The sequence below is a fragment of the Mycobacterium sp. GA-2829 genome, assembly GCF_001499965.1.
GTDB lineage: Bacteria > Actinomycetota > Actinomycetes > Mycobacteriales > Mycobacteriaceae > Mycobacterium.
Genome location: NZ_LQIT01000004.1, coordinates 26,587 through 39,300, shown reverse-complemented (window position 1 = coordinate 39,300; position 12,714 = coordinate 26,587). Strand labels below are relative to the sequence as shown.

Annotated in this window: 15 protein-coding genes and 1 tRNA gene; 8 read left to right on the top strand and 8 right to left on the bottom strand. The window is 67.3% G+C overall.

All coding sequences use genetic code 11. The annotated features are described in order from the left end of the window. Nucleotides 1–48 precede the first annotated feature (48 nt). The 8 genes from hadA (at nt 49) to rplA (ending at nt 4,358) form a co-directional block, all read left to right on the top strand. On the top strand, nt 49–528 hold the full coding sequence (hadA, locus tag AU194_RS03680) for a (3R)-hydroxyacyl-ACP dehydratase subunit HadA (RefSeq protein WP_059087878.1): 480 nt from the start codon (nt 49–51) through the stop codon (nt 526–528). Further along, complete coding sequence (gene hadB / locus AU194_RS03675) at nt 515–943, top strand: (3R)-hydroxyacyl-ACP dehydratase subunit HadB (protein WP_059087877.1); 429 nt, start codon at nt 515–517, stop codon at nt 941–943. Before hadA ends, hadB begins: the two co-directional genes overlap by 14 nt. Nucleotides 944–957: 14 nt before the next feature. Beyond that, complete coding sequence (gene hadC, locus AU194_RS03670) at nt 958–1,479, top strand: (3R)-hydroxyacyl-ACP dehydratase subunit HadC (protein ID WP_059087876.1); 522 nt, start codon at nt 958–960, stop codon at nt 1,477–1,479. 109 nt (nt 1,480–1,588) lie between these two features. Then, a tRNA-Trp gene (locus AU194_RS03665) sits at nt 1,589–1,661 on the top strand. An 81-nt stretch (nt 1,662–1,742) separates the two neighbouring features. After that, nucleotides 1,743–2,186 carry a preprotein translocase subunit SecE gene (secE, locus tag AU194_RS03660; protein WP_059087875.1) on the top strand — a complete coding sequence of 148 codons (444 nt, stop codon included), beginning with the start codon at nt 1,743–1,745 and terminating at the stop codon, nt 2,184–2,186. Between the two features lie 81 nt (nt 2,187–2,267). Beyond that, complete coding sequence (nusG, locus tag AU194_RS03655; protein WP_369804021.1) at nt 2,268–3,044, top strand: transcription termination/antitermination protein NusG; 777 nt, start codon at nt 2,268–2,270, stop codon at nt 3,042–3,044. A 37-nt stretch (nt 3,045–3,081) separates the two neighbouring features. Then, complete coding sequence (rplK, locus tag AU194_RS03650; protein ID WP_059087873.1) at nt 3,082–3,510, top strand: 50S ribosomal protein L11; 429 nt, start codon at nt 3,082–3,084, stop codon at nt 3,508–3,510. Between the two features lie 140 nt (nt 3,511–3,650). Further along, nucleotides 3,651–4,358: a 50S ribosomal protein L1 gene (gene rplA, locus AU194_RS03645; RefSeq protein WP_059087872.1), complete on the top strand. Its 708-nt coding sequence runs from the start codon at nt 3,651–3,653 to the stop codon at nt 4,356–4,358. An 86-nt stretch (nt 4,359–4,444) separates the two neighbouring features. Here rplA and AU194_RS03640 read toward each other — a convergent pair whose 3' ends face one another. From AU194_RS03640 to AU194_RS03605, 8 genes are all read right to left on the bottom strand, one after another. Beyond that, nucleotides 4,445–4,633, bottom strand: a complete 189-nt coding sequence (locus AU194_RS03640) for a hypothetical protein (protein ID WP_059087871.1) — start codon at nt 4,631–4,633, stop codon at nt 4,445–4,447. 66 nt (nt 4,634–4,699) lie between these two features. Next, complete coding sequence (locus AU194_RS03635; RefSeq protein ID WP_231743147.1) at nt 4,700–6,658, bottom strand: ABC transporter ATP-binding protein; 1,959 nt, start codon at nt 6,656–6,658, stop codon at nt 4,700–4,702. Further along, entirely contained in the window at nt 6,655–7,407 is a 753-nt protein-coding gene (locus tag AU194_RS03630) for a TlpA disulfide reductase family protein (protein ID WP_157575882.1), read from the bottom strand. The genes AU194_RS03635 and AU194_RS03630 overlap by 4 nt, the downstream gene beginning before the upstream one ends. Then, nucleotides 7,407–7,682, bottom strand: coding sequence for a hypothetical protein (locus AU194_RS03625; RefSeq protein WP_059087869.1), 276 nt, complete (start codon nt 7,680–7,682; stop codon nt 7,407–7,409). The genes AU194_RS03630 and AU194_RS03625 overlap by 1 nt, the downstream gene beginning before the upstream one ends. Nucleotides 7,683–7,830: 148 nt before the next feature. Continuing rightward, nucleotides 7,831–8,526, bottom strand: a complete 696-nt coding sequence (locus AU194_RS03620; protein WP_059087868.1) for a Crp/Fnr family transcriptional regulator — start codon at nt 8,524–8,526, stop codon at nt 7,831–7,833. Between the two features lie 10 nt (nt 8,527–8,536). Then, nucleotides 8,537–9,394 carry a S8 family serine peptidase gene (locus AU194_RS03615; protein ID WP_157575881.1) on the bottom strand — a complete coding sequence of 286 codons (858 nt, stop codon included), beginning with the start codon at nt 9,392–9,394 and terminating at the stop codon, nt 8,537–8,539. Next, complete coding sequence (locus AU194_RS03610; protein ID WP_059087867.1) at nt 9,394–10,266, bottom strand: GAF domain-containing protein; 873 nt, start codon at nt 10,264–10,266, stop codon at nt 9,394–9,396. Before AU194_RS03610 ends, AU194_RS03615 begins: the two co-directional genes overlap by 1 nt. Before the next feature lie 14 nt (nt 10,267–10,280). After that, the gene (locus tag AU194_RS03605; protein ID WP_157575880.1) at nt 10,281–12,671 is read right to left on the bottom strand and encodes a RyR domain-containing protein; all 2,391 of its coding nucleotides are present in this window, start codon (nt 12,669–12,671) and stop codon (nt 10,281–10,283) included. Nucleotides 12,672–12,714 lie beyond the last annotated feature (43 nt).

Below are 12,714 nucleotides of genomic sequence, written 5' to 3'. Positions count from 1 at the left end.
GTCAGCCCGGTGGGCATCGCCTCCGCTGACTAGGTAGGTTCATCACTCGTGTCTTTTCTGGACGATTACGTCGGGACGCATTACCGCCATCCCGACCACTACATCGTCGGCCGCGAAAAGATCCGCGAATACGCCGTCGCCGTCAAGAACGACGATGCGGCGTTCTTCGACGACGCCGCGGCCGCCGAGCTCGGCTCCGACGGGCTGCTCGCCCCGCTGACGTTCATCTCGGTGTTCGGCTATCAGGCCCAGTTGGCGATGTTCCAGTCCAACGGCATCGCGATCAGCGACGCGCAGATCGTGCAGGTCGACCAGACGCTCAAGTTCATCCGCCCGATCAAGGCGGGCGACAAGCTGTACTGCGACGTGTACATCGACTCGATTCGCAAGGCACACGGCACCGACATCATCACGACGCGCAACATCATCAGCAACGGCGATGGTGACGTCGTACAGGAGTGCTACACCACGCTCGCGGGGCGTAGCGACGAAGACGGAGAAAGTGGCTTCAGCAATGGCACTGCGTGAGTTCGATTCGGTCAAGGTCGGCGATCAGCTCCCCGAGAAGGTGATCCCGCTGACGCGGCAGGATCTCGTCAACTACGCCGGCGTCTCCGGCGACCTGAACCCCATCCACTGGGACGACGACATCGCCAAGCAGGTCGGCCTCGACACGGCCATCGCGCACGGCATGCTGACGATGGGCCTCGGTGGCGGCTACATCACCTCATGGGTCGGCGACCCGGCCGCGGTCAAGGAGTACAACGTGCGGTTCACCGCCGTCGTACCCGTGCCCAACGACGGTGTCGGCGCCGAGATCGTCTTCGGTGGACGCGTGAAATCCGTTGACCCCGAGACGAAGTCGGTCACCATCGCGCTGACGGCCACGGCCGGCGGCAAGAAGATCTTCGGCCGGGCCGTCGCCGTCGCGACGCTGGCATAGGCGGGACTGCGCACATGGCACTGAAAACCGACATCCGCGGCATGGTCTGGCAGTACCCGGAGGCGTTCGTCGTCGGGCGCGAGCAGATCCGGCAGTACGCCACCGCCGTCAAGGCCAAGGACCCGGCGAGCCACGACCTGGCCGCCGCGGCCGAGTTGGGCCACGAGGGCCTCGTCGCGCCGCCGACGTTCATGTCGATCCTCGCGGTGATGACCCAGCGGCACTTCTTCCAGAACGTCGACGTGGGCTTCGAGACCATGCAGATCGTGCAGGTCGACCAGAAGTTCCTGTTCCACCGCCCGATCAAAGAGGGCGACCGCCTGATCGCCACGATGCACATCCTGACCGTGGACGAGCGCTTCGGCGCCGACATCGTCACCACGCGCAACGTGCTGACCGACGAAGAGGGCGGCGCCGTGGTGATGGAGGCGTTCACCACGCTGATGGGCCACGAGGGCGACAACTCGATCTCCGCGGGCTGGGATCCGGAGAGCGGCCAGGTGGTCCGCAAGCCGGTCAAACACGAAGCGGATTAGTAACTGGGACGGGTGGCGCGCTACACTCGTCCCCGGGGTTTTCCCATTACAAGCGCGCTTCCGACAGGACGTCTGGAAGCGCGCGAATTATGTGAGCCCCATACGCCGAAGGGGCGTAGCTCAACTGGCAGAGCAGCGGTCTCCAAAACCGCAGGTTGCAGGTTCAAGTCCTGTCGCCCCTGCAACTGAATACTGGACAAGCGTGGACACTGGACAGTGATGACAACCAAGAGTCCACACGAACCCGAGACGAAAGGCATGCGGTGAGCGACGAGCGCGATCGTGCCGGCTCCGCAGGCACCGGCAGCGACGCAGAGAACGACGGCGTCGACGACACCCACGGCCAGACCGCCGTGGTGACCCGGCCGCTGCGCCCCACCGGCAAGCGGACGCGGCGCGCGGCCGTCGACACCGATGCCGAATCCGATGCCGTCGAGCTCACCGAGAGCTCGGGCACCGAGAACGGCTCGGGGAAGACCAAGAAGAAGACGAAGAAGGAACCGGGTAAGTACCCGAACCCGTTCCTCTACGTCGTCAACTACATCAAGCAGGTCATCGCCGAGCTGCGCAAGGTCATCTGGCCGAACCGCAAGCAGATGGTCAGCTACACCAGCGTCGTGCTGGTGTTCCTGGTGTTCATGGTGGCGCTGATCGCCGGGGCCGACTACGGCCTGGCCCGACTGGTCGGACTGGTGTTCGGCGAATAGCCGAGGACGACCGGTAACCAAGAGAGGACTACAACCGTGACGAGCTTCGAGGGCGATACGCCTTCGGCCGAGAGCGTCGATCTGGTCGACACCGATGCGACCGACACGGCCAACACCGATCCCGCGACCGAGGACGCCGACGTCGCCGGTGGTGAAGTGAGCGAAGAGGCCGCCACCGACACGACCGCCGAGGCCCCCGCCGAGGCCGCGCCTCCGGCCGAGGAAGTGGACGAGGATCCCGCCGTCGCGCTGAAGAAGGAACTGCGGCTCAAGCCGGGCGACTGGTACGTGATCCACTCCTACGCCGGTTACGAGAACAAGGTGAAGGCCAACCTCGAGACCCGCGTGCAGAACCTCGACGTCGGTGACTACATCTTCCAGGTCGAGGTCCCGACCGAAGAGGTCACCGAGATCAAGAACGGCCAGCGCAAGCAGGTCAACCGCAAGGTGCTGCCGGGCTACATCCTGGTTCGGATGGAGCTCAACGACGAGTCGTGGGGCGCGGTGCGCAACACCCCGGGTGTGACCGGGTTCGTCGGCGCGACCTCGCGGCCCTCGCCGCTGAGCCTCGACGACGTGGTGAAGTTCCTGCTGCCGCCCGCCGCGGCGAAGAAGCCCGGCAAGGCCGCCTCGACGGCTGCCGGTGCCGCGTCCACCGAGGCGACGCTGGAACGTCCCGAGATCCTGGTCGACTTCGAGGTCGGCGAGTCGGTCACCGTCATGGACGGCCCGTTCGCGACGCTGCCCGCCTCGATCAGCGAGGTCAACGCCGAGCAGCAGAAGCTCAAGGTGCTGGTGTCGATCTTCGGTCGCGAGACACCGGTCGAGCTGACCTTCAACCAGGTCTCCAAGATCTAACTAGAAGCCCCAGAAAGAAGAAGAGGAACAGCACAGCATGGCCCCGAAGAAGAAGGTCACCGGGCTGATCAAGCTGCAGATCCAGGCCGGGCAGGCCAACCCCGCCCCGCCCGTGGGTCCGGCGCTCGGTCAGCACGGCGTCAACATCATGGAGTTCTGCAAGGCGTACAACGCCGCGACCGAGTCGCAGCGCGGCAACGTCATCCCCGTGGAGATCACCGTCTACGAGGACCGCAGCTTCTCCTTTGCCCTCAAGACGCCGCCGGCAGCCAAGCTGCTGCTGAAGGCCGCGGGTGTGCCGAAGGGCTCCGGCGAGCCGCACAAGACCAAGGTCGCCAAGGTGACCTGGGATCAGGTGCGCGAGATCGCCGAGACCAAGAAGGCCGACCTGAACGCCAACGACATCGATCAGGCCGCCAAGATCATCGCCGGCACCGCCCGGTCGATGGGCATCACCGTCGAATAATTCGGCGTGCTGCCCCGTTGACTCTGCGGTGACGGCGCGAAATTGCGAGTGGGCATAGCCCTGAGCGCAGAGTCAACGTCCAATCCGTGGGAGAGCTGGCATCGGCTCGGCAACCACGAACTTCGAAACAGGAGATACCAATGAGCAAGAACAGCAAGGCATACCGCGAAGCCGCGGCGAAGGTCGACAAGGAAAAGCTCTACACGCCGCTGGAGGCCGCGAAGCTGGCCAAGGAGACGTCGTCGAAGAAGCAGGACGCCACCGTCGAGGTCGCGATCCGCTTGGGCGTCGATCCCCGTAAGGCCGATCAGATGGTGCGTGGCACCGTGAACCTGCCGCACGGCACCGGTAAGACCGCGCGCGTCGCGGTGTTCGCCGTCGGTGACAAGGCCGAGCAGGCCGCGGCCGCGGGTGCGGACATCGTCGGCAGCGACGATCTGATCGAGCAGATCCAGGGCGGCATGCTGGACTTCGACGCCGCGATCGCGACGCCGGATCAGATGGCCAAGGTCGGCCGGATCGCGCGCATCCTGGGGCCGCGCGGTCTGATGCCGAACCCGAAGACCGGCACCGTGACCGCCGATGTGGCCAAGGCCGTGCAGGACATCAAGGGCGGCAAGATCAACTTCCGCGTGGACAAGCAGGCCAACCTGCACATCGTGATCGGTAAGGCCTCGTTCGACGAGACCAAGCTGGCCGAGAACTACGGCGCCGCGCTGGACGAGATCCTGCGGGCCAAGCCGTCGGCGTCCAAGGGTCGCTACCTGAAGAAGATCACCGTCTCGACCACGACGGGCCCTGGCATCCCGGTCGACCCGGCCGTGACGCGTAACTTCGCGGAGGCGTAGGCGCCAGCCGGAGCCGACCATCGGCCCAGTGGCCGAAGTCAGCTACAACGAACGCCCCCGCCACGGCGGGGGCGTTCGTCGTTTCGTCAGAGTGCCTGCAGCTGGCTCTTCCTGGCCGGCAGCCCGACAGGCTTGTGCTTGGTCAGCTGGCAGTGCTCGATGACATCGATGACGGCATTACCGCGAAACCAGCGCCGTTTGCCTTCATAACCACATTGGCACTGTGCTCGGTTGTTGAGCCAGCTAGTGATCATGTACGCCTGGTACCCCTCCATGTCGCCAGACTAAAGGCAGCAAATAATACGCGCCACAGAATCGCGAACTATGTAAGAAATCGACCGCTATGCGGTTGCCACCGGCTCGGCGTTCTGCGCCTCGTAGAGCTGCTTGTACAGGCCGCCGCGGGCGAGTAGTTCGGAGTGCGTGCCCTCGGTGGCGACGCGTCCGCCGTCGAGCACGATGATCCGGTCGGCCACGCCGGCGATGAAATCCATGTCGTGGCTGATCACGATGCAGGTCCGGTCGGAGGCGTACTCGCGGATCACCTGCGCGATGCGTACGCGCTGATCGGCGTCGAGGTTCTCGGTCGGTTCGTCGAGCAGCAGCACCTCGGGTCGGCGCAGCAGGCAGCGTGCCAAGGCGATCAGCCGCTTCTGTCCCCCGGAGGGCACCTGCACGTCGACGACGGTGTCGTAGCCGCGCTCGATCTTGAGCGGATCGGTGATGACGGAGTGGATGTGGGCGAGCCTGCAGGCCTCTTCGACCTCGGCGTCGGTGGCGTCCCGGCGGGCCAGACGCACGTTCTCGCGGATCGAGTCCTTGAGGAAGAACGGGAACTGCGACAGTTTGGACACCTGCTCGCGCAGCGTCTGAAGCGACAGGTCGCGGATGTCGTAGCCGTCGAGTTCGATGCGCCCGCGGTCGGGGTCGAGGAACCGCAGCAGCAGGTTGAAGATCGTCGACTTCCCGGACCCGATGTGGCCGACCAGCGCGACGGTCTCGCCCTCGCGGATCCGGAACGAGACGCCGTCGAGCACCTTCTGGCGGTCGCCGTAGCCGAACACCACGTCCTTGAACTCGATGTTGCCGTGCAGTTCGTCGAGTTCGACGGCGCCGGGCCGTTCCCGGATCGTCGGTTCGGTGTCCAGCAGCTCGTAGGTCGACACGACGTTGGGGACGACGGAGTTGTAGCTCGTGTAGGCGTCGATGATCCGTTGGGCCGGGGCGAACATCGTGGGCACGAAGCCGACGAACACGATGAGGCTGTTGAACGTCAGCCCGAAGGCTGTGCTGAACGCGAGGCCCACGATCAGCACGAGCGCCGTGCTCAGCGCGACGAAGATCTGCGTGCTGCGACTGCTGGCCTGCAGCCAGACCACCATCATCGCCGACGTCTTCGCGGCCTCCTCGGAGGCTTCGGCGAACCGCTCGCTGCGCCGCCCCTCGGCGTGGAAGATCTGGATGTCGGAGATCCCGTTGATGGTCTCCTCGAGTTCACCGCCGAGGTGTCGGCTGCTCATCATGATCTGGCGGGTGGTGGCCTGCAGCTTCTTGCCGACGAACCGCAGCGCCATCAACGCGAACGGCGACAACAGCAGCGATGCGATGGTCATCTGCCACGACAGCGACAGCAGATACGCCAACGCGATCACCAGCACGACCGCGTCGATCAGCGGCGGGATCAGGCAGTCGGTGAGCAGCTTCTGCACCCCGGCCGACTCGACCTGAATGCGCTGCATCAGGGCGCCGCTGCGTGCGCCGGTGAAGAAGTCGAGCGACAGCGACTGGAGGTGGTCGTGCACACGCTGCCGGATGGCGGTGAGCAGCTTCCAGTCCACCTGCGCGTCCACCCAGGCGCGGACGAAGCCCAACACCTGCGCGAGCACCAGCGACGCCGCCCAGATCGCCAGCCACCCCGCGAACGGCAGCATCGGGCCCGACACGGTGCCGTCGGGCCGGCTCGCGCGCGGACCGCTGACCGACCAGATGTCCTGCAGGCCGCCGCCTTCCGCGCCGGCGACCCGGCCCATGATGTCGATCATCGGCCCCCACACCGCGGGGGTGACGAACGGCAGTGCGGTCACGATCAGCCCGAGTATCACCGACACGGCGACCAGACCGCGCATCGGACGCAGCAGCTCCAGGCTGCGCCGCACGTACTTTCGCGCCATCCCGCGCGGAGGCGGTGGCCCACCCATGCGGACGGGCATGCCGACCGGTCGGCCGCCCGGAGGGCTCGGCGGTGCGCCCATGGCCGGTCCCAGTGCTCCGGATCGGGTGGCGGGGGGTTCGGTGGTCATGGGGTCACCTCGTCGAGCAAGTGTGTGATCGCTTCGCGCAGCGCCGCTTTGTCGGGTTTCGACGTGGCGACGCGGACGGTGCCCGCACGGTCGATCAGCGTGAAGGTCGGCACCCCGCGGGCGCCGTAGCGCAGCCGGGTGCGGTCGGAGACGACGGCCGCGCCGAAGGCGTGCCCGATCGGTTCGGTGCGACGGTCGGTCAACCCGAACACGTTCAATTCCTCGTGCTGCGAGAGCAATTCATCGAGGAACGGGGCCATCCCCGCACACGAACGGCACGACGGCGCCCAGAACTCGAGCAAGACGACGCGGCCGTGCAACGCGGTGAGCGTGGTGGGTTCACCGCGGAGCCAGTCGACGACGTCGAGTTCCGGCGCGGGCCGGTCGAGCAGCGCGATCTGGGCGGCGCGGTCTCGCAGTTGGTAGCAGCCGACGGTCGCGACATGCACCTCGTCCGGGGTGCCGGACTGCTGGACGAGTCTCAGGATGTGGTCGGCGTACAGCGCCTCGTGATGCAGCAGATCCTGTGCTGCCGAACGGTTTCCGACACCGATGTACAGGTCGGCCAATGTCAGCGCCAGCAGCACCCGGTCCCGGAACGGCACCCCGTACGGTTGCGAGCGGGCGTCGTCGAGGGCGGCGCCGACCAGAGTCACCGCGTCGTGCAGGCGGCCCTCATGCCGTAGCCGCGCGGCCGCCGTCACAGCCTCGGGTACGCGCGCAGGGCGCGTACCCGGCTGTGTCGGCATCAGCAGTATTCCTCCCAGTACACCCAGTTGCCGGAGCCGTCCTCGACGTAATACCAGCAGATGGCGGCGTATCCCTCGACGTCGCTGGACGGTCGGCCCGCGGGCACGACACCCTGGGCGTCTTCCTTGGACAGCGAATCCTTGCCGGGGAACAGCCGATTGCGGACCTCGTCGGTCATCGGCTTGAGATTGACTTTGTACTTGGACAGTTCGTCGTCGGGGATGTCGTAAAGGGCGGGGGCGCCCGTTTCGTCGACGCCGCTCAACACGCTCATGGGGGACTCCTTTTCTCGAAGTTCACCGGAGGGGAATGAGCCCCGCCGATGGGGACATTCCGATCTGACCACTGGGCGTGCGCCGCGGACAATCAACTGCGCGACAGTACGGTGACAAACTTTTTACACCCGCTGAATGCGTTGTGCATCAGCACAATTTCTCCAGCGCGGCCATCCCGAGCACCATCACGTGGTGGTCAGCGCACATCTCGACGACGCGGTGGCGCCGCAGCTCGCTCAGCGTGTGGTTGACGCGCACCCGGGAGGCGCCGACCATCCGCGCCAGGTCGCCCTGGGTGAGGCGCAGCGGGATCCGCACGCAGTCCGATCCTGGTTGCGGCTCACCGTATTCACGGGCGAGCAGTAGCAGGTGCCGCACGATGCGGGCGCGCACGTCGACCCCGGCGAGCGCCTCGATACGGTCGTTGGCGAACTGCACCCGGCGGGCCAGCACGCCGGCGAGGTTGACGCTCAGTTCCGGCATGGTCTGGATGCAGCGTTCGAAGGCGTGCCGGTCGATCCACAGCAGCTGTGTCTCGTCGAGCGCGAGAATCGAGTGGGCGACGGTGGAGGTCTCGCCGAGAGTGAGCGCGCCGATCACCTCACCGGGCCCGAGCAGGGCGAGCAGCAATTCGCCGCCGTCGCATTGCTCCCGCACGATCCGCACCACGCCCTTCTGGATGACATAGACGGTGTCATCGAGCTGGTCGGTCATCACGATGCGCCCACCGGCAGGCAGCACGTGCCTACGCATCAACCCGTTGAGCACAGCCAGATGCGGTAACCCCATGCCGCGGAACAGGTTCAGGCGACGCAGGGTGGTGGGGTCGGGATTGGCGGGCACGCGCGGACTCTCATTTCGTCCCGAACAGCGGGGGCGGCTCGCTGACCTTGTTGCGGTCGACGTTGGCGGCCAGCTCGCGCAGGATCGTCTTGAGCTGGAACACGGTGAGTCCTGGATGCTTTCCCAGGATCTTGGCGACGAGTCCGGTCATGTGCGGTGAGGCGTAGCTGTTCGCGGTCATCGTGCGCCGGGTGTGGTTGTGCCACGCGATGTTCACGTCGATACCGAGTGCGCCGAACTCGACCGGCGGATGCGGGTTGTAGTAGAAGAGGTACGGATCCTGCACGCCGTGGGAGGCGACCGAGAGCACCGAGGAGTACACCGACGGGAAGCTCGGGATCGGCATGTTGTTGGCGGCGGTGACGAGGACGAGGTTCTTGAAGTACGCCTCGTCGACGAGTTCGTGGAAGATGCTGAAGCAGTCACGTTTCGTGGTGCCGAGGCTGAGGTTGCAAACGTGCATGCCGTTGTCGATCGCCCAGCGGATGCCCGCGGCGAACACCCGGCCTTTACCTTTGTTGGCGCCGCCGAGCACCTTCACGCTGTACAGCTCGCAGCGCGGCGCCAACGAACGGATGATGCCGGCGCAGGCGGTGCCGTGGCCGAAGCTGTCACCGTGCGGGGAGGCGTCGTGGACGAACCGCAGATCCTCACCCTCGGTGATCGCGACGTAGCCGTCGACCGGCCCGACGTCGGGGTGGGTGGCGTCGATCCCACTGTCCACCACCGCGACCTTCACTCCCTCGCCACCGCTGCCGCCCCACGCCCACTCGGGCGTGAGCCGCTCGATCGGGTCGAACGGCGCGAAGCGGACCAGCTGGCTGTCGGCGAACGCGGAGCTGTAGGCGGGCCGAAAGCTCGCGACCATCAGGCGTCCTCGAAAGTGGCTGTGCGAGCGGGTGTCCGGAGGAATTCGACGAGGTTGGTGAGGATGCCGCGGCAGGCGTCGGCGGCCGCATCGCCGTAGTGCACGATCTCCTGCACCAGCCGTGCGATCTCCAGCGCGTCGCGGTAACCGCTCTGCCGGCCCAGGTCGGTGGTGAAGTCGCGGGCGCGCTGGGTCAGGCCGTGCCGGTCGTAGTCGGGGGCGCCGTCGACGGCCAGGATCAGGTCGCGGACCATTGCGCCGATGCGGGTGTGGGTGCGGGACTGTTCGAGGGCGACCGCGGCGAGGTTGGCGAACAGCCCGATGGCCTCCATGTCAGCGACGCTGAACGCGTCGGCGCCCTCCTTGTCGAGGAACTCCAGTACGCCGATCACCTCGTCGTCGAATGACAGTGGCACACACAGGATGTTCCGCGGCGCGAAACCGACAGCGGCGGCGATGTCGTTGGCGTCGCGGTCGTCCTCGTCGGTGTCGGAGATCGCCATCGGTTGGCCGGTCAGCGCGACGAGGCCGGCCACACCGTGCCCGACCGGGATGCGGACACCCTGGGGTGCGGCGCCGTCGTCGCCGATCGCCTCTTCGAAGACCAGTTCGTCGTGCTCGGTGTCGATGAGGCAGAGCAGCGCCGCGCGGGCGTCGATGATGTCGGCGGCGGTGGCCACGATCATCTCGACCAGCTGCGCATAGCTCACGGGCGCGCCGATCGCACCGGTGGCCGCGGCGGTGGTCAGCGCGTCCCGAAGATCCTGGGCGAAGCGGTCTTCGGCGATGCGGCGGCGCAGCAGGTCGATCTCGGCTCGCTGCCGGGCGATGGTGGTGGCGGCGCCGAGGGTGGTCCCGGTGTCGGTTTCCATGCGTGGCTCTTTCTCTAGATCAGTGCTTCGTCGCGGCTGGTGAGTTGCTCATAACCGTCTTGGAAGCGGTCGTCGGGGACGGGCCACCGCTCACCGTGCGGGCCCTGGACGATCCAGTCCCCGTCGCGGGCGATGACCTCGCCCTCGAGGGTGGTGACGATCTCGCCCGGGGTGGCGCGGCGGGCGAGTACGGTGCCGGTGCGGCGGTAGCGGCCGGGTCCGATCCGTTCGTGGGTCGCGGGGAAGACGTCGGCCGCGACCGAGCGGGTGTCGCCGGTGTCATCGGCGACCAGCCAGTCCCCGGCGCGGGCGTGCATGACCTCACCGGTCGAGGTCGTCCACGTCCAGGCCTGCGCACGCTGTTCGGCGGTCACCTCACCGCGGCGGCGGTACCGCGACCACTGTTGCGCCGCGGATTCTTTCGGCACCGACCGATAGCCGAGGGCACGAAGGTTGATCAAGGTGGTGGCCAGGCTGCGCTGTGCATCGCGCACGAACTCGGGATGCCGCGCCACCAGGTCGGGCCAGGGCAGTAGTTTGTCGTGGCGGCGGTGGGTGTCGTCGCGGTGTTCGGCGTACCGCCACCCGGCGTCCTGGTGGTAGCGGCGCCAGTCCTCGTGTTCGGCCTGCACCATCGCGGTGACGGTGGATTCGTCGTAGCCGAGGATCTTCAGTTGCGCCAGCGGTTCGAGGCCGGCGAAGTCCCCCGGCAGCGGGGTGGCCGGTTCGGGTTCTTCGAGGCTGTTCCAGGTGTGGCCGGCGTAGGTCTCCACGATCGAGAGCGTGTTGAGCAGTTGGCGCCGGTTGGACTGTTTGACGAACGGGTCGAGGTCGGCCCACCGGCGGCTCGGGCGCGTCGAGCCGGCGCTGTAGTGCTCGTGGATCAGTTCGGCAGCGCGTTCCCAGACATCCTGCGGCGCATCGGGTTCGAGTTCCATGTCGACAGGGAAGGCGTACAGGTGCCCGATGATCGAGATGTCGAGCAACGAGGTCGACGCGGTCGACGCCAGGTACACCCGCAGGGTCGGGAACCGGGACGCCAGCCGGGTGCCGAGGGTCTCCATGACGGGATCGCCGAGGATCAGCGCGTGGCGTCGCGGATCGGTGCCGCGCAGGTAGGAGGCGAGCGCGTCGACGGTGGGGTCGGCGTCACGCGCGGACACCGGCAGCGCTGTGCCGTCGGGGGCCATCCGGGCCTGACGGATGTGGTGGTCGTCGACGAAGCTCTGCGCGCGGCGGGCGAAGATGACGACGTCGGTCGGCGCGGTGACGCCAGGCTTGGCGTACAGCTGCAGTTCGCGGTGCACCTGGGCGAGTTCGGAGATCAGCGCGTAGGTCAGCGGTGTCAGCCCGCACAGGACGACCGTCGTGGGTTCCGGCATTCGGGCGGTGAGGTGACGGACCAGCTTGGCGGCGGTCACCTCGTAGCGTCCGACGGCGTCGGCGACCCAGCTGTCGGTGTGGGTGAGGAAGCTGCGCCGCCACACCTCGGCCTGCCAGGGGTCGTCGATGCGGACGGTCAGCGGCATCCTCGGGTGCTCGTTGCCTGCGGTGGCGACGGCGGCGTCGATGCAGTCGAACCGTTTGATGTTCTCCATCGGATCGGCCGACAGCAGGTACAGGCGGTCCAGGCGCCACCAGATTCGCAGCCGCGAAACCGCCTCGTGGTCAAGGAGATCGACGACGCGCAGTTTGGCGCCGAGTTGGTGGGCGGCCCGCGCGGCGTCGGTATCGGTGTCGCCGGTCAGGACGACGACGGTGGCGGCGGGGCTCTTGGTGCGCGCGATCGCCCGCAACATCGACACCGTCTCGTCGTCGATGCCGACCACGACGGTCAGCTGGCGCGCCCGCCAGATCGCGATCCGGTCGAGTTGGGAGCGGAACAGTTCGAGGGCGGCGGCCAGGGCGGCGGTGAGCGTGGTGACGATGGCGAGCAGTCGGGCGATCTCCAGTGCGACCGGCATGGACAGCGATGCGCACGGACCGCTCGCCGCCGCGCCGAACGGGTTCTCCACGTTGCCGACGAACAGCGCCAGCGTCCACGCCAGCGGCGCGAAAGCGGGTGCCTGCTCGCCGTGACAGTGCCAATAGGCGCTCATGCCCAGAACGACGGCCGAGGCTGCCATCGCGGCGATCACGACGAGCGGGGGACCGGGCAGCGGGGCCCGGCCGGTGAGGCGGCGCAGCGCGAAGTGCGCGAGCGGCAGGCCGAGCAGGACCGCGATGGTCGCGGGGCTGCCCGGGGCGGCGAACCACGCCAGCCCGGCCGGCGCCGCGGCGGGCAGGGTCGGGTCGAGCGCGACCGCGCAGACGTAGAGCAGAGCGACGACATAGCAGAGGTCGAGCAGGCGGAAGGCGCGGGACATGCGGGCCTCCTGCCTGGCGAAGGTGCGGTACCCCCGCATCGTCACACCGTCGCGCGCGCCGTGTGCGCGGTATCGGCGGATC

Coding starts and splice junctions, on each gene's coding strand:
- AU194_RS03610 (WP_059087867.1), bottom strand. CDS start 10,266: ATGGAAACCGACACCGGGACCACCCTCGGCGCCGCCACCACCATCGCC.
- AU194_RS03605 (WP_157575880.1), bottom strand. CDS start 12,671: ATGCGGGGGTACCGCACCTTCGCCAGGCAGGAGGCCCGCATGTCCCGC.
- rplA (WP_059087872.1), top strand. CDS start 3,651: ATGAGCAAGAACAGCAAGGCATACCGCGAAGCCGCGGCGAAGGTCGAC.
- hadB (WP_059087877.1), top strand. CDS start 515: ATGGCACTGCGTGAGTTCGATTCGGTCAAGGTCGGCGATCAGCTCCCC.
- AU194_RS03625 (WP_059087869.1), bottom strand. CDS start 7,682: ATGAGCGTGTTGAGCGGCGTCGACGAAACGGGCGCCCCCGCCCTTTAC.
- rplK (WP_059087873.1), top strand. CDS start 3,082: ATGGCCCCGAAGAAGAAGGTCACCGGGCTGATCAAGCTGCAGATCCAG.
- AU194_RS03635 (WP_231743147.1), bottom strand. CDS start 6,658: ATGACCACCGAACCCCCCGCCACCCGATCCGGAGCACTGGGACCGGCC.
- AU194_RS03640 (WP_059087871.1), bottom strand. CDS start 4,633: ATGGAGGGGTACCAGGCGTACATGATCACTAGCTGGCTCAACAACCGA.
- AU194_RS03630 (WP_157575882.1), bottom strand. CDS start 7,407: ATGCCGACACAGCCGGGTACGCGCCCTGCGCGCGTACCCGAGGCTGTG.
- hadC (WP_059087876.1), top strand. CDS start 958: ATGGCACTGAAAACCGACATCCGCGGCATGGTCTGGCAGTACCCGGAG.
- AU194_RS03615 (WP_157575881.1), bottom strand. CDS start 9,394: ATGGTCGCGAGCTTTCGGCCCGCCTACAGCTCCGCGTTCGCCGACAGC.